At 67.4% G+C, this 18,587-nt stretch carries 19 protein-coding genes; 8 read left to right on the top strand and 11 right to left on the bottom strand.

Annotation, left to right across the window (positions count from 1 at the left end):
- Window positions 1-15: 15 nt before the first annotated feature.
- The 6 genes from QCD75_RS04345 to purB all read right to left on the bottom strand — a co-directional run bounded on the left by QCD75_RS04345 (window position 16) and on the right by purB (window position 5,713).
- Window positions 16-1,083, bottom strand: coding sequence for an ABC transporter ATP-binding protein (locus QCD75_RS04345; protein ID WP_301226093.1), 1,068 nt, complete (start codon window positions 1,081-1,083; stop codon window positions 16-18).
- Window positions 1,084-1,187: 104 nt separating this feature from the next.
- A complete protein-coding gene (locus tag QCD75_RS04340; RefSeq protein WP_301226091.1) occupies window positions 1,188-2,288 on the bottom strand; it encodes an extracellular solute-binding protein in 1,101 nt (366 codons plus the stop codon).
- Between the two features lie 226 nt (window positions 2,289-2,514).
- Entirely contained in the window at window positions 2,515-2,949 is a 435-nt protein-coding gene (locus QCD75_RS04335) for an acyl-CoA thioesterase (RefSeq protein ID WP_082492650.1), read from the bottom strand.
- A gap of 58 nt (window positions 2,950-3,007) precedes the next feature.
- Window positions 3,008-3,511: a GNAT family N-acetyltransferase gene (locus QCD75_RS04330; RefSeq protein WP_226760172.1), complete on the bottom strand. Its 504-nt coding sequence runs from the start codon at window positions 3,509-3,511 to the stop codon at window positions 3,008-3,010.
- Window positions 3,512-3,605: 94 nt separating this feature from the next.
- On the bottom strand, window positions 3,606-4,274 hold the full coding sequence (locus QCD75_RS04325; protein WP_301226086.1) for a histidine phosphatase family protein: 669 nt from the start codon (window positions 4,272-4,274) through the stop codon (window positions 3,606-3,608).
- Window positions 4,271-5,713, bottom strand: coding sequence for an adenylosuccinate lyase (gene purB / locus QCD75_RS04320; RefSeq protein ID WP_301226084.1), 1,443 nt, complete (start codon window positions 5,711-5,713; stop codon window positions 4,271-4,273). Before purB ends, QCD75_RS04325 begins: the two co-directional genes overlap by 4 nt.
- 162 nt (window positions 5,714-5,875) lie before the next feature.
- Between purB and QCD75_RS04315 the strand changes: the two genes are divergently transcribed.
- Both QCD75_RS04315 and QCD75_RS04310 read left to right on the top strand, forming a co-directional pair.
- Complete coding sequence (locus QCD75_RS04315; protein WP_301226082.1) at window positions 5,876-6,235, top strand: hypothetical protein; 360 nt, start codon at window positions 5,876-5,878, stop codon at window positions 6,233-6,235.
- Window positions 6,235-7,674, top strand: a complete 1,440-nt coding sequence (locus QCD75_RS04310; RefSeq protein ID WP_301226080.1) for a hypothetical protein — start codon at window positions 6,235-6,237, stop codon at window positions 7,672-7,674. The genes QCD75_RS04315 and QCD75_RS04310 overlap by 1 nt, the downstream gene beginning before the upstream one ends.
- On the opposite strand, the gene QCD75_RS04305 is transcribed toward QCD75_RS04310, so the two are convergent.
- On the bottom strand, window positions 7,625-8,011 hold the full coding sequence (locus tag QCD75_RS04305; protein WP_226760167.1) for a phage holin family protein: 387 nt from the start codon (window positions 8,009-8,011) through the stop codon (window positions 7,625-7,627). The genes QCD75_RS04310 and QCD75_RS04305 overlap by 50 nt on opposite strands.
- An 84-nt stretch (window positions 8,012-8,095) precedes the next feature.
- Between QCD75_RS04305 and QCD75_RS04300 the strand changes: the two genes are divergently transcribed.
- The 4 genes from QCD75_RS04300 (at window position 8,096) to QCD75_RS04285 (ending at window position 13,178) form a co-directional block, all read left to right on the top strand.
- The gene (locus QCD75_RS04300) at window positions 8,096-9,214 is read left to right on the top strand and encodes a histidinol-phosphate transaminase (RefSeq protein WP_301226076.1); all 1,119 of its coding nucleotides are present in this window, start codon (window positions 8,096-8,098) and stop codon (window positions 9,212-9,214) included.
- Between the two features lie 147 nt (window positions 9,215-9,361).
- Window positions 9,362-10,654 (top strand): pyruvate dehydrogenase (acetyl-transferring) E1 component subunit alpha, encoded by a 1,293-nt coding sequence (pdhA, locus tag QCD75_RS04295; protein ID WP_301226074.1) that lies wholly within the window; start codon window positions 9,362-9,364, stop codon window positions 10,652-10,654.
- Window positions 10,654-11,634: an alpha-ketoacid dehydrogenase subunit beta gene (locus QCD75_RS04290; RefSeq protein WP_301226072.1), complete on the top strand. Its 981-nt coding sequence runs from the start codon at window positions 10,654-10,656 to the stop codon at window positions 11,632-11,634. The genes pdhA and QCD75_RS04290 overlap by 1 nt, the downstream gene beginning before the upstream one ends.
- Before the next feature lie 38 nt (window positions 11,635-11,672).
- Entirely contained in the window at window positions 11,673-13,178 is a 1,506-nt protein-coding gene (locus tag QCD75_RS04285) for a dihydrolipoamide acetyltransferase family protein (RefSeq protein ID WP_301226070.1), read from the top strand.
- 93 nt (window positions 13,179-13,271) lie between these two features.
- On the opposite strand, the gene QCD75_RS04280 is transcribed toward QCD75_RS04285, so the two are convergent.
- On the bottom strand, window positions 13,272-13,610 hold the full coding sequence (locus tag QCD75_RS04280; protein ID WP_301226068.1) for a hypothetical protein: 339 nt from the start codon (window positions 13,608-13,610) through the stop codon (window positions 13,272-13,274).
- Window positions 13,611-13,829: 219 nt separating this feature from the next.
- Between QCD75_RS04280 and QCD75_RS04275 the strand changes: the two genes are divergently transcribed.
- On the top strand, window positions 13,830-15,428 hold the full coding sequence (locus QCD75_RS04275) for an AMP-binding protein (protein WP_301226066.1): 1,599 nt from the start codon (window positions 13,830-13,832) through the stop codon (window positions 15,426-15,428).
- Window positions 15,429-15,592: 164 nt separating this feature from the next.
- A complete protein-coding gene (locus QCD75_RS04270) occupies window positions 15,593-15,919 on the top strand; it encodes a YegP family protein (protein WP_301226064.1) in 327 nt (108 codons plus the stop codon).
- Between the two features lie 150 nt (window positions 15,920-16,069).
- Here the strand turns inward: QCD75_RS04270 and QCD75_RS04265 are convergent, their stop codons facing one another.
- The 3 genes from QCD75_RS04265 to QCD75_RS04255 form a co-directional block, all read right to left on the bottom strand.
- Window positions 16,070-16,501 (bottom strand): universal stress protein, encoded by a 432-nt coding sequence (locus QCD75_RS04265; protein ID WP_301226062.1) that lies wholly within the window; start codon window positions 16,499-16,501, stop codon window positions 16,070-16,072.
- Window positions 16,502-16,554: 53 nt separating this feature from the next.
- The gene (locus tag QCD75_RS04260; RefSeq protein WP_301226060.1) at window positions 16,555-17,847 is read right to left on the bottom strand and encodes an aminotransferase-like domain-containing protein; all 1,293 of its coding nucleotides are present in this window, start codon (window positions 17,845-17,847) and stop codon (window positions 16,555-16,557) included.
- Window positions 17,848-17,975: 128 nt separating this feature from the next.
- Entirely contained in the window at window positions 17,976-18,539 is a 564-nt protein-coding gene (locus QCD75_RS04255; RefSeq protein ID WP_301226058.1) for an NAD(P)H-dependent oxidoreductase, read from the bottom strand.
- Window positions 18,540-18,587 lie beyond the last annotated feature (48 nt).

Genomic DNA, 18,587 nt, shown 5'->3' with positions numbered 1-18,587 from the left:
AGCCGCCTCCGCTGCTCACGGCCGGGCCGCTTCCTGCAGCCGGGCGCCCAGCGACACGCCTGTTTCCGGGTGATACTGAAGCACGTGCCGCGGCTGGACGTACAGCGTTGCCGGGCTGCCGGTGCCGGGCTGGTCCCCGCCGTCTTCCCTGACGAGGAGCCGGACATCGGAGCCGTGGCAGCGCACGACATACCGGCTGTGCAGCCCGTGGTAGCTCTTCGAGACAACAGTTCCCTGCATCGGAACGGCCAGGCCGTCCCCGCCGGCGGGGTCCAGGGACGCCTTCTCCACGCGCAGGTAGGAATTGGCTGTGGGGTCGAGCGTGTGGGGCGACTTCCGGTTCAGTTCGGCGAGGAAGGCGCCGGTGAGGCGGGAGCTGTCGCCGATGAAATTGCAGACGAATTCGGTGGCGGATTCGTCGTAGATGCTTTGCGGGGCGCCAACCTGCTCCACCACACCGTTGTTAAGGACGGCCACCCGGTCGCTCATCGCCAGCGCCTCGTCCTGGTCGTGGGTGACGTAGACGGTGGTGATGCCGAATTCGCTCTGGAGGTCCTTGAGCTGCTGCCGCAGCTGGTGCCGGAGCTTGGCATCCAGATTGGAGAGCGGCTCGTCGAGCAGCAGGATTTTGGGCTGCAGGACGAGTGCCCGGGCGACGGCGACGCGCTGCTGCTGCCCACCGGACAGCTCGGTGACATTCTTCCGCAGTTGCTCGTCGGACAGATCCACGCGTTTGGCGATATCGCGGACGAGCCTGTCGCTCTCTGCTGGCTTTTCCTTCCGGACCCGCAGGCCGAAAGCGATGTTCTCCCAGACGCTCATGCTGGGGAAGAGGGCGTAGTTCTGGAACACCATACCCACCTGCCGTTTGTCGCTCGGGAGCCGGGTGACGGGCTTGCCGTCGACGTACACCTCGCCGGCGGTCGGCTCAATGAACCCGGCCAGGGTGCGCAACGCCGTCGTCTTTCCGCAGCCGGAGGGCCCCAGGAGAGTGAAGAACTCGCCCTGTTTCACCTCGAGATTGAGCTCCGGGATGGCGGTGAAGTCACCGAAGGCGACCTGGATGTTCTCGAAACGGATCATGGAACCCTGTCTTTCTGGCGGCTGGGGGAGGGCGGCTGGGGTACGAAGGGCAGCGGTGAGCTGCGTGCAGCCGGCATCATGGCCGGCCGCACGCGGCGCACGGCTCAGCTCATGTATTCCAGTTCGATCTTTTCAACCCACGAACCCATGTTCGCCTGGACGAAACTCCAGTCGATGTCCTGCTGTTTGAGCGTGTTGAAGAAGTCGACGACCTCGGGCTTGGCCTTGGCAACGGCTGCCTTGTTGACCGGCATGGAATTGAACTGCTGCGCCCATGCGCCCTGGATATCGGCGCTGCCGAACCAGTCAATGAACTTCAAGGCCTCGTCCTTCTTGTCCGTGCCCTTGACCAGCGCAACCTGCTCGATGGCCAGCGGGACGCCGACAGAGGGCATGACGGACTCCACGTTGACCTTGAACGATTTCTCACGCTCGGCAATGATTGAGGACGGCATCTGGCCCATGTCGGTGTCTCCCGAGGCGATGCGGGCGAAGAGGTCGGTCTTGGCCACCGCCGGGGTGCCGTTCTTGAAGTACCCTTCGATCTGCTTCCAGCCCTCGTCCGAGATGCCCAGATCGCCGGCGTCGTCCTTGTAGCGCGTCAGGATGCTGGCGAAGACCAATTGTGCGGTCGCGGTTCCGAGACCGGTGACGCGCTCATAGCGGGACTTGAACCGGTCCTGCGTCCACAGGTCGGTCCAGTCCTTGGGGGCCTGGTCCTTGCTGAACTTGTCCGAGTTGTAGCCCAGGAGGATGGCCTGCTGCACCAGCGGCCAGTACGCCTTGGTGGCGCCCTTGTCCCCCTTGGCGGCGTCGACCTCGCCGGACCAGGAGGGGGTGAACGGCTCAATCGCGCCGGCCGCCTTGACCTGCTCGAAGTACATGTTGTTCAGCCCGAACGCCACATCCGCAATCGGGTTGTTCTTCTCGGCAATCAGCTTGTTGGTGGCGTCCGCACCGCCCGCGCCCACGATTTCGATCTTGAAACCGGCCTCGGCGGCCTTCTGCGTCAGCCATTCGCCGCGTCCCTCACCATTGGAATTGGTGTAGACGATAAGGGTTTCCCCGGAGGGCGGACCGGAGGGGGCTGTGGCGGCGGTGCCGGCGGCTGGTTCGGACGGTGTGGGGCCTGCGGCGCCCGCTCCGCAACCGGAAAGGAGGGCGACGGCGACGGCGCCGGCGACCAGGGTTTTCAATCTGCGCACGAGGGGGACTCATTTCTGAAGGGGCCAGAGGGCAATGTCCGGCCAGCCTATAGCGGCCCGAACCGGATTCTGAGTCAATGGCCATCAAATCGACTAATTAACTCTTGCGGGGCCTCTAGTCTGGTCCACAAGCCGCAACAGTTGGCTTCCCGCGCGTTAACGGGCCGTGAATATCCGCCGCGGCGCCGCGGCCACCCGGCCCGGCGCAGTGCGCCGCCGGCTGGACCTAGTCCTCCTCGAGCGTCTCCGTCAGGTGGTGCGTCGGGATCCGGTCCCGGTCGTAGGTGATCTCGGTGTACCCGTGGGGCGCGGGCTTGCCGTGCGGATCGAGGTTCACGAAGACGATTTCCTCGATCGTGAGGATGCTCTGCCGGGTGATCATGTTGCGGACCTCGGCGCGCATGGTCAGCGACGTCCGGCCGAAGCGGGTGGCAGTGAGCCCCATCTCGATCAGATCGCCCTGGACAGCCGAGCTGACGAAGTTGATTTCGGAAATGTACTTGGTGACGGCCCGGCCGTTGCCAAGCTGCAGGATGGCGTAGATCGCCGCTTCCTCATCGATCCATTTCAGCAGGCTTCCGCCGAACAGTGTGCCGTTGGCGTTGAGGTCTTCGGGCCGCACCCACTTTCGGGTGCGGAAGGTGATGTCTGCCGGTTCCATAGTGCGAGATTAGCCGACGGCGGCGCGGCGGATGTTGTGTGACGGCGGCGGACGTCCCTCAGGCCATGGCGGTGTGCGCCGCGCTGTGCGAGTCGATGGCCTTCGCATAGCAGTAGGAGTGCTCCACCCCGATGTACGGCCCGAAGTTCGGCACCGGGGCAAAGCCCGAGTTCTCGTAGAACTGCCGGCCGTCAGTCTGCACCGAACCGGCCTCCGCGGTGATGGAGGTGATGCCGAGGGAATGGGCATGTGCTTCCAGGGCCGCGAGGATGGAGCTGGCCACGCCGGAGCCTCGGGTGTACGGAAGCACGTAGAGCCTCTTGATCTCGGCGGTCCGGGAGTCGAGGATCCGCAGGCCGCCGCAGCCCACCGGCTGCCCGGAGGCCTTGTCGTGGGCGACGAGGAACACGGCAGTGTCCGTCTCCGACGGCGGCGGCCCCGGTTCGTGGTCGCTCGTGCCGAAGCGGGCATCGAGTTCGGCCTGCTGGGCCGCGCGGAGGTCCGCGCCCACGGGGTTGGCCCAGGTGACCTGCCGGATGTTGAGCCGCGGATTGGTCTGCATGGCTGCCTCGCTTCGCCGAAGGGTTATGCAGATCAACCCTAGGCAGCGGCGGTTTCGGCCGTGTTTCCTGCGCGTTAGGGTCCGGAGAACTCCACTACAGCGTGCGGCCGGTCGGGTCCTCCGCCGTCGGATCGACGAGCGCCAGGCCACCTACGGGGCTGTCGTCCCAGTGGATGAGCCGCCATCCGGCGTCCGGGTCCCCTTCGAGTGCAACGATCCCGGTGTTGGCGAGGACGTGGCGGGCGGCGAATCCCGCCTCCACATTGCCGGCCCGAAGGCCCGCCCAGACGCGGATCGCGGCGCCGTGGCTGACCACGGCGACCGTCCCGGCGTCGTCCGCCGCGGCGGCTGCGGCGATCCGCGCGATCGAGGCGTCGTAGCGCTCGAAGAACTCGTGCCCGCTGGGTCCGGCCGGCATCCTGCGGTGCAGTTCCCCTGCCGCCCAGCCAAACACGGTGCCGAGGTAGCGCAGGTGCGATTCCTTGTCGGTGAGCTTCTCCAGCGACCCGGCTTCGATCTCCCGCAGCCCCTCCAGCACCTCGATCTCCAGGCCGCGGACGGTCGCGAGCGGCGTGGCCGTGATCTGGGTGCGGATCAGTGTGGACGCGTAGAGGCGGCCGATCTGCTCATTCGCCAGGGACCGCGCCAGGGCGGCCGCCTGCCGCTCCCCGAGCTCGGTCAGCCCCGGACCCGGGTGGGCGGTGTCCAACTGGCCCAGGACGTTGCCGGGGGTCTGGCCATGGCGGATGAGCAGGAGCCTCATGCGAGGTGGTCCACCAGCTTGTCCGCGATGCCGGTGTACTTGCCGGGGGTGAGCGCCAGCAGCCGCGCTTCTGCGTCCGCGGACAGGCCCAGGCTTTGGACAAATTCCTGCATCCGGGCCGCATCGACGCGCTGCCCGCGGGTCAGGTCCTTGAGCCGTTCGTAGGGGTTTTCCATGCCTTCGACGCCGGCGATGGCCTCGGCGCGCATGACCATCTGGATGGCTTCGCCGAGGACTTCCCAGTTCGTGTCGAGGTCCGCGGCAAGCACGTCCTCAGCGACCTTGAGGCGGTCCAGGCCCTTGGCCACGTTGGAGATGGCGAGCAGCGAGTGGCCGAAGGCCACCCCGATGTTGCGCTGCGAGGACGAATCGGTGAGGTCGCGCTGCCAGCGGGAGGTGACCAGGGTGGAGCCCAGGACGTCCAGCAGGCCGGAGGAGATCTCCAGGTTGGCCTCGGCATTCTCGAAGCGGATCGGGTTGACCTTGTGCGGCATGGTGGAGGAGCCGGTGGCACCCGCGACCGGGATCTGCACGAAGTAGCCGATCGAGATGTAGCTCCAGATGTCCGTGCAGACGTTGTGCAGGATCCGGTTGAACCGCGCGACGTCGGCGTACAGCTCCGCTTGCCAGTCGTGGCTTTCGATCTGGGTGGTCAGCGGGTTCCAGCTCAGGCCGAGGCCCTCGACGAAGCTCCGGGCAACGTGCTGCCAGTCGGCGCCGGGGACGGAGGCGACGTGGGCCGCGTAGGTGCCGGTGGCGCCGTTGATCTTGCCGAGGTACTCGGTCCGGGCGATGCGGTCCAACTGGCGGGTCAGGCGGTGCGTGATGACGGCCAGTTCCTTGCCGAGCGTGGTCGGGGTGGCCGGCTGGCCGTGCGTGCGGGAGAGCATCGGCACTGCGCGGTTGGCCTCGGCCATGGCGCTGATCTGTGCGACCAGGGCGCGTGCCGCGGGCAGCCAGACGTCTTCCACGGCGCCCTTGATGCCGAGGGCGTAGGAGAGGTTGTTGATGTCCTCGGAGGTGCAGCCGAAGTGCACCATTGCGGTCAGGTGCTCGATTCCGATGCCGGGCAGGCGGCGGCCGATGTAGTACTCGACGGCTTTGACATCGTGCACAGTGACGGCTTCGATGTCTGCCAGTTCGCGCACGGACTCGGCGTCGAATTCGGTGACGATGGCACGCAGCTTCTGCTGCTGCTCCGCGGTCAGTGCTCCAGCGCCGGGCAGCACCTGGTTACGGGTCAGGTGGATGAGCCATTCAACCTCGACGGCGACCCTGTCACGGTTGAGGGCGGCCTCGGAAAGGTAGTCGACCAGCGGCGCGACGGCGGACTGGTACCGGCCGTCCAGCGGGCCGAGCGCGATCTGGTGTGAGGACGCGGCGAGGGCCAGGCGTCCGGACGGCGTGCGGGTATCGGCTGTGGCGGCAGTTTCAGGCATGGTCCGATTCTTTCACGAAGTCCTGCCGGGCCTTAAGCGCGCTGATCCATGTGACTTCCGGCAGGCTTTAATCCCCGGTCGCCGGCCGGTTCTGCTGCCCGTTGTCCACATGGCTGGGCGGGGAGCTTCAGCTTGCTCGCCGGAGTCCCTAACGTCGGTGTTATGACCGCCGGAACAACCAGATCCAGCACCAGCTTCAACGGCACCAGCGCCAGCAGTGGTGCACCGGCCGATGCTTTGTTGGCCTCCGATGCCGCGGCATGCGCGCCGCGCGGCTACGAGGTCCAGCAGCTTGCCGCCCGCGTGGCCGCCTGCGCAGACCGCGCCGACGCCCTGCTGGCCCAACTTGTCCGGGTGGAACTGCAGGGCTGGCAGTCCCCGGCCGGCCGGGCCTACCGTACGTCGCTGTCCCTGCAGGCCGCAGCCCTGAACCGGAGCCGGACGGCCCTGCGGGAGGCCGTGGCCGCGGTGCTCAGGCATGCCCGGAATGTGGCGATGTCCCCGGGACGGCCGGGCTACTGATGGCCGAGGCCTCGCCGGCCGGCTCCGGGCAGGCACCGGTCCCCTCCGCCGCGGTGGACGGGACGCTCCGGATCCGCGGCGGCGTGGCCGGGCTCAGGTTCCAGTTCGAGGAGTTGCTGGCCGGAGCTTCGGACCTGGACGGGATCGTCAGGGAGCTGGCGGCCGTGGAGGCGGAGGCGGAGGGGGCACACCGTGATCTGTTCCCATACCAGTCCGCCTCATACGCGAGCGGCAGCGATGCAATCATCTCCGTCGGTGAGGGAGCCCGGGCCCTCGGCAGCGTCCGGATGGAGCTGGAGCGTCTGTGCAGCGAGGTCCGGGAGAGCCATCGGGAGTACGAGGCTGCGGAGGCCCGGAACACCCTGCTCCTGCGGGTCGGCCGGACGGGTCCAGGGTACGGGCCACTGTGGAGACTGTTTGGCATACCGCCGATCACCGTGCGCGACACGGTGGAGGACGGGATCTCCCTGGTGCCGTCGACGCTGGCGCTGCTTCTTGGCCTGCCGGCCGGCCTGGTCGACGCAGGGGGAACGGCGGCCGGCGCGGCCGGCGTCCGTTCCACTATCCGCGGGTTGACGGCCGGGCCGGGCCTGGAGTTCCTGCGGCCCCGACCCGTCCGGATCGCCGGCAGGGAAACCCGGACGGAGCAGGTCGACGCCTCACCTGCAGGGTTGCTGTTGCGGGCTGAGGCCCTCGGCCGGTACCGCGGTGACATCGAGGTGCTCGAAATGGGGGAGGGCGGCAACCGTGCCTGGGTGGTGATCATTCCCGGGACGCAGCTGGACGGGCTGCCGCAGGGCACCAATCCCTTTGACGCGGGCGGCATCGCGGAGGGCCTGGGCTACGACTCCGCCGAAACCGGCGCGGCCATCCGTCGGGCCCTGGCGGAGGCTGGCGCGGAGGCGGGCGACCAGGTGGCCGCCGTCGGCTACAGCCAGGGCGGGATCCATGCCATGAACCTGGGCCGGGACAAGGCATTCCTGGCCGACTACGATCTCAGGTTCGTGCTCACGGCGGGTTCCCCGGTGGGCGGGATCGAGCCGGCGGCCGGCACCAGCAGCCTGCACCTGGAGCATGAACAGGACTGGGTGCCCGGGGCGGACGGACGCCCCAACCCGGACACGAGGGACCGGGTGACCGTCACCTTGACCAGCCCGATCCCCGGACCCGAATGGCTGGCGCCCGGACTGGGGCCAGGCCACGACCTGGACCGCTATGCCGGTGGCGCCCGGCTCGTCGCGGCCAGCCCGGATCCGTCACTTCAGGAGTCAACCGCTGCCCTCGCGGCCGTAGTCGGCGCGGGCGGCACCGCCACGGTGACCCGGTTCTCCCTGAGGCGTGAAGCGATGCCGTCGCGGCGGGGACTGCCCCAGGACCGACGCGGTGTTCCTAGCGGTCGAGCGCCGGAAGAAAGCTCGCCACGAGGGATACCGCGCTGATGATGAGGGCGGCGAACACCGCGGTCCACCAGAAGCTGTCAATGGTGAAGTGCACGGTGGTGTAGCTGCTGATCCAGGACGTCAGGTAGAGCATTCCCGCGTTGATGACCACCGTGAAGAGGCCGAGGGTGAGGATGGTGATCGGCAGCGAGAGCAGGCTGACGATGGGCTTGACGAAGGCGTTGACGAGGCCGAAGATCAAGCCGATGAACAGGTAGCCCAGGATGATGCTGACAGTGCCGTTGCCCGCTGTGGAAATATCCAAGCCGGTGAGGATCCAACACGCGATTGCCAGGGCCAGCCCGTTGACGATGACCCGTACGATGAATGAGCGCATGCGCCCATGCTGTCACACGCCCGGCGGCAGCGGCAGGGACCATATCCCCCTCTTGCGGCAGCGACCCGAAGTAGGCTGGTTGGCATGACTTCATCAGAGAACACGGCCGGGGGCGTCCGGCCCCGCCCGGTGGTAGACCTCCTTCCCCGCTACGCGGCCGGCAAACCGCCCGTCCCCGTCGAGGGCCTGGTCAGCTACAAGCTTTCCTCCAACGAAAACCCGCTCCCCCCGATCCCTGCAGTGCAGCAGGCCATCGCGGCGCAGACCGACTTCAACCGTTACCCGGATCCGCTGAGCAGCAAGCTCCGGGCCGCGCTCGCGGGATTCCTCGACGTTCCCGCCGAGGACATCGTCACCGGCGCCGGAAGCCTCGGGGCACTGAACCAGCTGCTGGCCACGTTCGCCGGACAGAACGACGACGGCAAATCCGATGAGGTCATCTACGCCTGGCGCTCGTTTGAGGCGTACCCGATCTGCGTCGGCGTTGCCGGCGCCGAGAGCGTCCGGATTCCGCTGACCGCCGCCGGCCGCCATGATCTCGATGCCATGGCTGGGGCAGTCACCGCGCGCACCCGGATGATCCTGCTGTGCACCCCCAACAACCCCACCGGCCCGATCCTCACCGCCGAGGAAACCGAGCGCTTCATCAAGCAGGTTCCGTCCGACGTCGTGGTGGTCATCGATGAGGCCTACCAGGAGTTCGTCCGCGACCAGCACGCCGTGGACGGCATCGCCATGTACCGGAAGTACCCCAACGTGGTGGTGCTGCGGACCTTCTCGAAGGCCCACGGCCTCGCCGGGCTGCGGGTCGGCTACAGCGTCTCCCACCCCGACCTCACGCAGCACCTGCGCGTCACGGCCACCCCCTTCGCTGTCTCCCAGATCGCCGAAACCGCGGCCGTGACTTCGCTGGAGCACTTCGGTGAGGTTGTAGAAAGGGTACAAAGCCTCGTGGACGAACGCGACCGGGTCACCGCCGGGCTGCGGGACCTCGGCTGGTTCGTGCCTGAGGCGCAGGGCAACTTCGTGTGGCTCAACCTGGGTGCCGACAGCGCCGAATTCGCCGCCCTGGCGGGGGAGCGGGCACTCTCCGTGCGCGCTTTCGCCAATGAGGGCGTGCGGGTGAGCATCGGCGAGACCGAGGCCAACACCCGCTTCCTGGAACTCTGTGCGATATATACAAAACCGCCACGGCGTTCCTAGCGCTTAACATGACGGCCGCGGCCAACCAGCTGCGGATAAAGTTAGGACGAGTAAGCCAAAATATATGCCGAACCGGGAATGTATTACCGGGCCGGCATATATCCCAGCGATTGCAACGCACCCGGATGCGGCAAGCAAGGAGACGGTATGGGCGCCACACATCTGCCCTCTACCGAGTTCGACGGAACCGACATTGAGGACCAGCTCGAGGCGGAAGCCGAAGCCCGCCTGGGCGATCCCGCCGAGCCGATGGTGCAGCTCCTCGCCCCGGACGGAACCCTCGGTTCCGACCCCGCTTTTTCGGAATACGCCCAGCGGCTTGACCCGGAGAAACTGCGGGGCTTCTACGCCGACATGGCCAGAATCCGCCGCTTCGACGTCGAGGCAACGGCGCTCCAGCGGCAGGGCCAGCTGGCGCTCTGGGTTCCGCTCACCGGCCAGGAGGCCGCGCAGATCGGCTCCGGGCGGGCCAGCCAGCCGCAGGACTATATCTTTCCCACCTACCGCGAGCACGGCGTCGCGCTGACCCGCAACGTGGACCTTGCCGAGCTGCTGCGGCAGTTCCGCGGCGTCTCTAACGGCGGCTGGAACCCCAAGGACACCAACTTCCACCTGTACACCCTGGTCCTTGCCGCCCAGACCCCGCACGCCGTGGGCTACGCGATGGGCATCCAGCGCGACCAGAAACTCGCGGCATCGGCCGCCAGCGCGGACGGAACAGCCGGCCAGGCTGTGGAGCCCAATGCCGCCGTTATTGTCTACTTCGGCGACGGCGCCAGCTCCGAGGGAGACGTCCACGAGTCCATGGTGTTCGCCTCCTCCTACAAGGCACCCGTGGTGTTCTTCTGCCAGAACAACCACTGGGCAATCTCCGTCCCCAGCTCCGTGCAGACTCGCATCCCGCTCGCTCACCGGGCCAGGGGCTACGGATTCCCCGGTATCCGGGTGGACGGGAACGACGTGATCGCGGTCCATGCGGTCACCGAGTGGGCCCTGGAGCGTGCCCGCAAGGGCGAGGGCCCGGTGCTGATCGAGGCCTTCACCTACCGCGTCGGCGCGCACACCACGGCCGACGACCCCACCAAGTACCGGGAATCCGCCGAGGAAAGCCTGTGGCGGGCCAGGGATCCGCTGGAGCGGCTGGAAAAGTACCTCCGCGCCGGGGGACTGGCCGACGACGCTTTCTTCGAACAGGTCAGGGCCGACGGCGACGAACTCGCCGCCTACGTCCGCAAGACCACCTACGACCTCGAAACACCGGACATCCGGACTGCCTTCGCCAACACCTACGTGGAGCCCCACCCGCTGGTGGCGGAGGAGCTGGCCTGGTTCGAGGAGTACAGCGCAGGGTTCGCCGAGGAGGCGCCTGCCGACCAGGCCACCGCAGACGTGGCGTCCGCCGATCAGGCGACCGCCCAGGCAGAAGGCACGGCCCACTGATGACCACCATGACCATTGCCAAGGCCATCAACGAAGGCCTCCGCGCGACGCTGAACACCCACCCCCGCGCCCTGCTCATGGGCGAGGACATCGGGCTCCTGGGCGGCGTGTACCGCGTCACCGACGGCCTGATCACCGAGTTCGGCGCCGACCGCGTGGTGGACACCCCGCTTGCCGAGTCCGGCATCATCGGCACCGCGATCGGCCTGTCCCTCCGCGGCTACCTGCCCGTCTGCGAAATCCAATTCGACGGCTTCGTGTTCCCGGGCTTCAACCAGATCACCACCCAGCTGGCCAAAATGCACTCCCGCAGCAACGGCAACCTGACCGTTCCCGTTGTCATCCGGATCCCCTACGGCGGCGGGATCGGCTCGATCGAGCACCACTCGGAATCCCCGGAGGCGCTGTTTGCCCACACGGCGGGCCTGCGCATCATCACCCCGTCCAACCCGCACGACGCCTACTGGATGATCCAGCAGGCCGTCGACTGCCAGGACCCCGTGATCGTCTTCGAGCCGAAGCGCCGCTACTGGCTCAAGGGAGAGGTCGACACCGAGTCGCCCGGAACTTCCGCCGACCCGTTCAAGGCCCATGTGCTCCGCGCGGGAACGGACGCCACCGTCGTGGTCTACGGCCCGCTGGTGCCGGTGGCCCTGGCCGCTGCCAACGCCGCTGCCGAGGACGGACGCAGCGTCGAGGTGATCGACCTGCGTTCGATCTCGCCGATCGACTTCGACACCGTCACGGACTCCGTCAGGAAGACCGGCCGGCTGATCGTGGCCCACGAGGCCCCGACTTTCGGCGGAATCGGCGGCGAAATCGCGGCCCGGATCAGTGAGCGTGCCTTCCACTCGCTCGAGGCGCCCGTCATCCGGGTCGGCGGCTTCCACATGCCCTACCCCGTGGCCAAGGTGGAGGAAGACTACCTTCCGGACATCGACCGCATCCTCGAGGCACTGGACCGTGCCCTTTCCTACTGACCGCTTCCACTGAGGCGCCTTCTCCCAGCAAGGACAACATGACTCTCCACAAGTTCAACCTCCCCGATGTGGGCGAAGGGCTGACCGAGGCCGAGATCGTCGCCTGGAAGGTCAAGCCCGGCGACACGGTGGCCATCAACGATGTCCTGTGCGAAATCGAGACCGCAAAGTCCCTCGTCGAACTGCCCTCGCCGTTCGCCGGCACCGTTACCGAACTGCTCGTCCCCGAGGGGCTGACCGTCGACGTCGGAACCCCGATCATCAGCGTGAGCGATGCAGTGGCCGCCGACGCGGCTGCCGCCCCGGCCCCCACCGCGGCGCCGGCCCCCGAAGCTCCGCTGTACGGACAGCTGGAGGCGGACACCTCCGACGCCGGCGAATCGGCCGGGGGCCCGGCCGGCGGTCCACTGGTGGGCTCCGGTCCCAAGGCCGACGCCGTCAAGCGCCGACGGCGGGTGGCGGCTCCGGCAGCGACGCCGGCGGCTGCGGCAGGCTCCACTGCCGGGCCGGTCCCGCTGGCCGAACCTGTCGAGGCGCACGACATCTGGATCAGCCCGGACGCCGTCGCCCATGCGGAGCGCCCGGCTCCATCGGAGAACATTGACCTGCGGCCCACCCTCGGCGGCGCCATCAGCGGCCTGGTCAGCAGGGTCCTGGCCAAGCCCCCGGTGCGCAAAATCGCCCGGGACCTTGGCATCGATCTGGCCGACGTCGTCCCCACCGGCGCCCGCGGCGAAGTGACCCGCGAGGACCTCGTGAGCTACCAGGCGCAGCGCGACGCCGAGGTGGACAAAGCGGATACCTTCTGGGGCAAGACCGGCCGCCCGCAGGAACAGCGGATCGAACGGATTCCGGTCAAGGGCGTCCGCAAGGCCACCGCGAAGGCCATGGTCGAGTCGGCCTTCGCGGCTCCGCACGTCAGCATTTTCGTCGACGTCGACGCCAGCCGGACCATGGAGTTCGTCAAGCGGCTCAAAGCCTCCCGCGATTTTGAAGGCATCAAGGTCTCGCCCCTGCTGATCCTGGCCAAGGCGGTCATCTGGGCCGCGGCACGCAACCCCAGCGTCAACGCGACCTGGGTGGACAACCCGGACGGCAGCGACTCCGCCGAGATCCATGTCAAGCATTTCATGAACCTCGGAATCGCCGCCGCCACACCGCGCGGCCTGATGGTCCCGAACATCAAGAATGCCCAGGATCTCTCGCTCAAGGAGCTGGCCCTGGCGCTGAACGACCTCGCCACGACCGCCCGGGCCGGTAAGACCCAGCCCGCGCAGATGCAGGGCGGAACCTTGACGGTGACGAACATCGGCGCCCTCGGGATCGATACGGGCACTCCGATCATCAACCCCGGAGAGGTGGCGATCGTGGCCTTCGGCACGATCAAGCAGAAGCCCTGGGTCCTCGACGGCGAAGTGATTCCGCGCTGGATCACCACCCTCGGCGGTTCCTTCGACCACCGGGTGGTGGACGGCGACCTCTCGGCGCGCTTCATGGCCGACGTTGCGGCGATCCTGGAAGAGCCGGCCCTGCTGCTGGACTGACCCGCCAGCGGATAACACCGGCGACCACGAAACCCCGCCGCTGAGCATGCTCAGCGGCGGGGTTTCGTGGTTGAAAACGCGGGACCTGCGGGACTAGCTGCCGGAGTAGCTCGACAGCAGCGCGATCATGCCCGGATCCCCGCTGTTCCCGGCCAGGGCCACGGCGGCGGCGAACATCACGCCGGCAAATCCTGTTGTGCACGCGGTCACCACGGCAAAGAATTTCCAGTCATCGCGGACAATGCTCCGCACCGTCTCGGGCATGCGCAGCCCGGGGGAGATCATGTTGGGGGCACTGTCCACGGAACCGTCGTCCAGGAAAGCGAGGACCCGGCCGCCCCGGCGGTCCACCCGCATGGAACTGATGTGGTTGCCGTGACGGGCCAGAAGAATGTCGTGGCCAACGAGCTGGCGGCGCTGAAGTGCAGGCATTTTCATCCCCTGGAGCTAATAGTATTGGATGTCCACGCCAGTGGGGGCACCTTCAATTTTACCGCCGGCACAACGTCCCGGCAGGCCGGAATCCGCGTGAGGCTGCCCACTGGGGACGGTGACGCGGCTCAACTCCGGTCCTGTCCTGGACGGTCCGGCGGCACTAGAGTGGCACCAGCCGCCGCCAGCTGGGCGGACGCGGATCAAAGGAGATGTTGCGTGTTTTCTAGCCCGTTCCCCGATGTGGAAATTCCCGACGTCAACGTCTACGACTACCTCTTTGGCGGCCTGGCGGAGGCCGACCTGGACCGGATCGCCGTCGTCGACGGCACGAGCGGTGCGGAGACCACCTACCGGGCCCTGGTCGGGCAGATCGATGCCGTCGCCGGAGCCGTCGCAGCCCAAGGCCTGGGCGTCCACGGGATTGCGGCCATTCTGTGCCCCAACGTCCCGGCCTTCGCCGTCGTCTTCCACGGGCTGCTGCGGGCCGGTGCGACGGTCACCACCGTTAACTCCCTGTACACGGCGGACGAGATTGCGCTCCAGCTCGCCGACGCCGGCGCGGAGTGGCTGTTCACCGTCTCCGCCCTGCTCCCCGCGGCCCGGGAGGCGGCCAGCCGGTCCGGAATCCCGGACCACCGGCTCGTTGTGCTCGACGGCGCCGCCGGACACCGCTCCCTGCGGGACCTGCTGGGTGCGGGTGCCCCGGCGCCGGATGTCAGTTTCGATCCGGCGACCCACGTCGCGGTGCTGCCGTACTCCTCCGGGACGACCGGCCGGCCCAAGGGCGTCATGCTCAGCCACCGGAACCTCGTGGCGAACGCGGAGCAGTCCCGCGGCCTGCTCAAGGTCACGCCGGAGGACCGCCTGCTCGCACTGCTGCCGTTCTTCCACATCTACGGGCTGACCGTGCTTCTGAATCTTGCCCTGCGCCAGCGTGCCTGCCTGGTGACCATGCCGAAGTTTGATCTGGCCGAGTTCCTGCGGATCATCCAGGACCACAAATGCAGCTACCTGTTTATCGCGCCGCCGGTGGCTGTGGCCCTGTCCAAGCACCCGATGGTCGCCGACTACGACCTCAGTTCAGTGCACACCACCCTCTCCGGGGCGGCGCCGCTCGACGGCGAACTGGGCACCAGGCTGGCGGAGCGGCTTGGCTGCCGGGTGCTGCAGGGCTACGGCATGACCGAGATGAGCCCGGTGTCCCACCTGATTCCCCTGGAGGCCACGGAGTTGCCCGTCAGCTCGGTGGGCTACACCGTCCCCAACATGGATTGCCGGCTGCTGGATCCTGCCACCGGGGCGGAAATCGATCTCCCGGCCGAGGGCACCAGTGCGCCCGGGCACCTGCTGTGCCGCGGACCCAACGTGATGCTCGGCTACCTCAACCGGCCCGAGGAAACGGCGGACACGCTCGACCCGGACGGCTTCCTGCACACCGGGGACATTGCCACAGTGCGCGCCGACGGCGTTGTCACGATCGTGGACCGGCTCAAGGAACTGATCAAGTACAAGGGCTACCAGATCGCACCGGCGGAGCTGGAAGCGCTGCTGCTGACCCACCCCGGCATCGCGGACGCCGCAGTGATCGGAACGTCCGACGCCGACGGCCAGGAAGTGCCGATGGCGTTTGTGGTGCGTCAGCCCGGGGAGGACGGGGAGCGGCTCGACGAGGCCGCGGTAATGGAGTATGTGGCGGCCAGGGTGGCGCCATTCAAGAAAATCCGCCGGGTGGAATTCATCGACGCCGTACCGAAGTCCTCCTCCGGCAAGATCCTGCGCCGGATGCTGAAGACTGCCGGGGCGGCGGCCGGATAGGCCGGGAACCGGCGGGCCCTGGAGCCGGACCGACAGGGCCCGCAGACGCCCTGTCGGTCCACGCGGGACCCCGATTGTGACGCACGACATCCGTGCAGGGTCTCGGAGGGTATAGTCAGGAGTAGGTCAGGACGCGGCCACTGGAACCCCACTGTGGAGCTACCATGTCAACGATTTCCCCCGTCCAGCCTTCCGCCGCCAAACACGCACATGCGTTCCAGGGAGTCCCGCACGCCCCGGCGCCGGCCGTGTCCGGCACCGTTCAGGCAGCCGAAGCCCAACGGCCCTCAGCCCCCGGCAAGTTTGAACTCGTCCGTGACGACCGGGGCGCCTTCCTCATCCGCATCCTTGACGGGAACGGGGCCGTGCTGGCCCTCTCCAGAACCTACCCGGACCTTGCCGCTGCGGTCGAAGGGGTCGAGTCCGTGCGGGAATGCGCTGCCACGTCCCACATCTCGGACCAGACGGCACGTACCCCAGTGCTTCCGTAAAGAAGCCACGACCGCCGGCACGGGACGCGCTGTCCGTTGGCTGCCGATCACCATTGGGGGTGACCGGAGGCCGCCGAAGATTTGCCCCGGGGCTGTTCAACGGCCGGGCCGGCGCCGGGAATGTCCGGCGCCGGCAGTTGCGGTCCGCGCCTAATCCGACGTATCGGTCTTGGCGATGTAAACGTCGCAGGGCGCGTTGTGGGCCACGGAGTTGGCCACGCTGCCGAGCACGCGGCCCAGGCCGTGCATCCGGCGGTTCCCGACCACTATCAGTGAGGCGCCGGAGCGGGCCGCTTCGTCGATCAGCGCCTCGGCCGGCTTGCCGCGGGCGGCTGCGTAGGTGACGTTCAGTGCCGGGGTGCGGAGGCTGTCCGCGACGCCCCGGGCCACCTTCTCCGCGTCCCCCGCATCGGAGACAATCCATTTGTCGCTGCCGCTGCCGAAGACCTCTGTCCTGTCGCTGTCGAACGCACTGACCACGTGAAGGGTCGCCCCGAGCGAGGCGGCAAGGTCACGGGCGGTGTGCGCGGCCTTCAGGGCAGTCTCGCTGCCGTCAACGCCGACAACAATAATTCCGGTCATGAAATGCTCCTTGGGGTCAGCGAACGTGTGGGGCCATGCACCAATGATTCAGGCTACAGGGCCTCGATGGCTTCCCGCAGGACCGGCGCCAGCCGGCGGACTCCTTCGCGGATGGACTCCGGTGGGACGGCGCTGAAGGCCAGCCGAATTTTGTTGGAGGGATCATCGGAATGTGTGAAGGCGGCGCCCGGAATGAAGACCACCCCGGCATCGATTGCCTTTTTCAGCAGCGGGTAGGTGTCAACGCCCTCGGGCAGCGTGACCCAGACGAAGAAGCCGCCCTCCGGACGCGTCCAGCTGAGGCCCGGCGGCATGTATTCGTCGAGGGCGGCCAGCATCGCATCGCACCTTTCCTTGTACAGCCCCCGGTACGTGTCGATCTGGCCGCGCCAGTCGTAGTCACGAAGGTAGGCGGAGACGAGCATCTGGTTGAGGGTCGGCGGGCACAGGGTGACAGCCTCCGAGGCCAGGTAATAGCGGCGCTGGAGGTGGGCGGGGACGAGTGCCCAGCCGATCCGCAGGCCCGGCGCGAAGATCTTCGAGAAGGACCCCATGTAGATCACGTCGTCCGGGTTCGCTGCCCGCAGCGGGGTGAGGGGCTTTCCGTCGAAACGGAGCAGTCCGTAGGGATTGTCCTCCAATACCAAAATGTTCGCCTTACGGCATATATCCACCACCCGTTGCCGCCGCTCCATCGACAGCGTGATGCCGGAGGGGTTGTTGAAGCTCGGGATCGTGTACAGGAACTTGATGTTCTTGCCTGCCGTCTGCAGGGCGGCAATCCGCGCCTCCAGGAGGTCCGGAATGATCCCGTCGCCGTCCATCGGCACGTTGGCGACCTGGACCTGATAGGCCTCAAAGGTGTTAAGTGCGCCGACATAGGTGGGGTCCTCGACCAGCACCACATCCCCCGGGTTGCAGAAGACCTTCGTCGCGACGTCCTGCGCGGACTGGGAACCCGCGGTGATCACGACGTTTTCTGGTTTTGCGTCCAGGATGCCTTCGGCGGCCATAACTTCGCAGACCTGGGTCCGGAGTTCCTCGGTGCCCTGCCCTCCGCCGTACTGCAGCGCGGTCATCCCCTGTTCGGCGATGATCTTCGCGGCGGTCTGGCCGAGCCGTTCCAGCGGCAGGGACTGCAGATACGGACTTCCGCCCGCCAGTGAGACGAGCCCGGGGCGCATCGAGATGTCGAAAACATCCCGGACCGCCGATTGCTTGATATTTGCTGCGCGCTCCGAGAACAGGTCCTCGTGGCGGTGGGCGGACGTAGCCGCACGTTCGATTGCGTCAATTGCCTCGGCCGGAAGTACTTCTGCGGCGGCATCAAGTGTTTCGTGGGTCACATCTCACAGAATACAACCCATGTTGCCTCGGGGAAAACCTTTGTTTCCAATCAGTTCCGGACGGCTCCGGACACGGAACATCCCCGGCCGCTTCTCGGCGGCCGGGGATGTTCCGCTTTGTTGCGGACCTAGGCTGCGGTGACCGCGCGGGAGTCTTCCAGGGCCTCGAAGACGGCCTTGATCTGCTCCACGACCTCAGCGTCGTCCTTCGGGTGGACCTCGGCGAAGCGGACCATGGAGCCCGGGACGGCCAGCTTGACGTTCTCCAGGACCCGGGCGCCGGCGATGCCGACGGCCTTGCGGGCCTCATCCTGGGCCCAGATTCCGCCGAACTGGCCGAAGGCGGTGCCGACGACGGCGGTCGGCTTGCCGCTGAGGGCGCCTGCGCCGAAGGGGCGTGACAGCCAGTCGATGGCGTTCTTCAGCGATGCGGGGACCGTGCCGTTGTGCTCCGGCGTAACCAGCAGCAGGGTGTCGGCCTCGTTGGCGGCGGCGCGCAGGGCGGCTGCGGCGGCGGGAACCTGGCCCTCGACGTCGATGTCCTCGTTGTAGAACGGGATGTTGCCGAGGGAATCATGGATGAGCACCTCAACCTGTTCGGGTGCGTTCAGCTGGATGGCCTCGGCGAGCTTCTGGTTGGTGGAATCGGCGCGCAGGCTGCCGACCAGGGTGAGAACGGTGTTCTTGGACATGTGGACTCCTGGGGGTCGCGCCGCGGATGATCCCGCGGCTGGCTGATC

This window comes from Arthrobacter sp. PsM3 (genome assembly GCF_030433895.1).
Taxonomy (GTDB): Bacteria; Actinomycetota; Actinomycetes; order Actinomycetales; family Micrococcaceae; genus Arthrobacter.
This window is presented reverse-complemented; position numbering and strand designations above follow the sequence as displayed.

Coding starts and splice junctions, on each gene's coding strand:
- QCD75_RS04345 (WP_301226093.1), bottom strand. CDS start 1,083: ATGATCCGTTTCGAGAACATCCAGGTCGCCTTCGGTGACTTCACCGCC.
- QCD75_RS04335 (WP_082492650.1), bottom strand. CDS start 2,949: ATGGAACCGGCAGACATCACCTTCCGCACCCGAAAGTGGGTGCGGCCC.
- QCD75_RS04280 (WP_301226068.1), bottom strand. CDS start 13,610: ATGCCTGCACTTCAGCGCCGCCAGCTCGTTGGCCACGACATTCTTCTG.
- QCD75_RS04310 (WP_301226080.1), top strand. CDS start 6,235: ATGGCCGAGGCCTCGCCGGCCGGCTCCGGGCAGGCACCGGTCCCCTCC.
- pdhA (WP_301226074.1), top strand. CDS start 9,362: ATGGGCGCCACACATCTGCCCTCTACCGAGTTCGACGGAACCGACATT.
- QCD75_RS04330 (WP_226760172.1), bottom strand. CDS start 3,511: ATGCAGACCAATCCGCGGCTCAACATCCGGCAGGTCACCTGGGCCAAC.
- QCD75_RS04290 (WP_301226072.1), top strand. CDS start 10,654: ATGACCACCATGACCATTGCCAAGGCCATCAACGAAGGCCTCCGCGCG.
- QCD75_RS04300 (WP_301226076.1), top strand. CDS start 8,096: ATGACTTCATCAGAGAACACGGCCGGGGGCGTCCGGCCCCGCCCGGTG.
- purB (WP_301226084.1), bottom strand. CDS start 5,713: ATGCCTGAAACTGCCGCCACAGCCGATACCCGCACGCCGTCCGGACGC.
- QCD75_RS04265 (WP_301226062.1), bottom strand. CDS start 16,501: ATGACCGGAATTATTGTTGTCGGCGTTGACGGCAGCGAGACTGCCCTG.
- QCD75_RS04315 (WP_301226082.1), top strand. CDS start 5,876: ATGACCGCCGGAACAACCAGATCCAGCACCAGCTTCAACGGCACCAGC.
- QCD75_RS04305 (WP_226760167.1), bottom strand. CDS start 8,011: ATGCGCTCATTCATCGTACGGGTCATCGTCAACGGGCTGGCCCTGGCA.
- QCD75_RS04285 (WP_301226070.1), top strand. CDS start 11,673: ATGACTCTCCACAAGTTCAACCTCCCCGATGTGGGCGAAGGGCTGACC.
- QCD75_RS04270 (WP_301226064.1), top strand. CDS start 15,593: ATGTCAACGATTTCCCCCGTCCAGCCTTCCGCCGCCAAACACGCACAT.
- QCD75_RS04325 (WP_301226086.1), bottom strand. CDS start 4,274: ATGAGGCTCCTGCTCATCCGCCATGGCCAGACCCCCGGCAACGTCCTG.
- QCD75_RS04255 (WP_301226058.1), bottom strand. CDS start 18,539: ATGTCCAAGAACACCGTTCTCACCCTGGTCGGCAGCCTGCGCGCCGAT.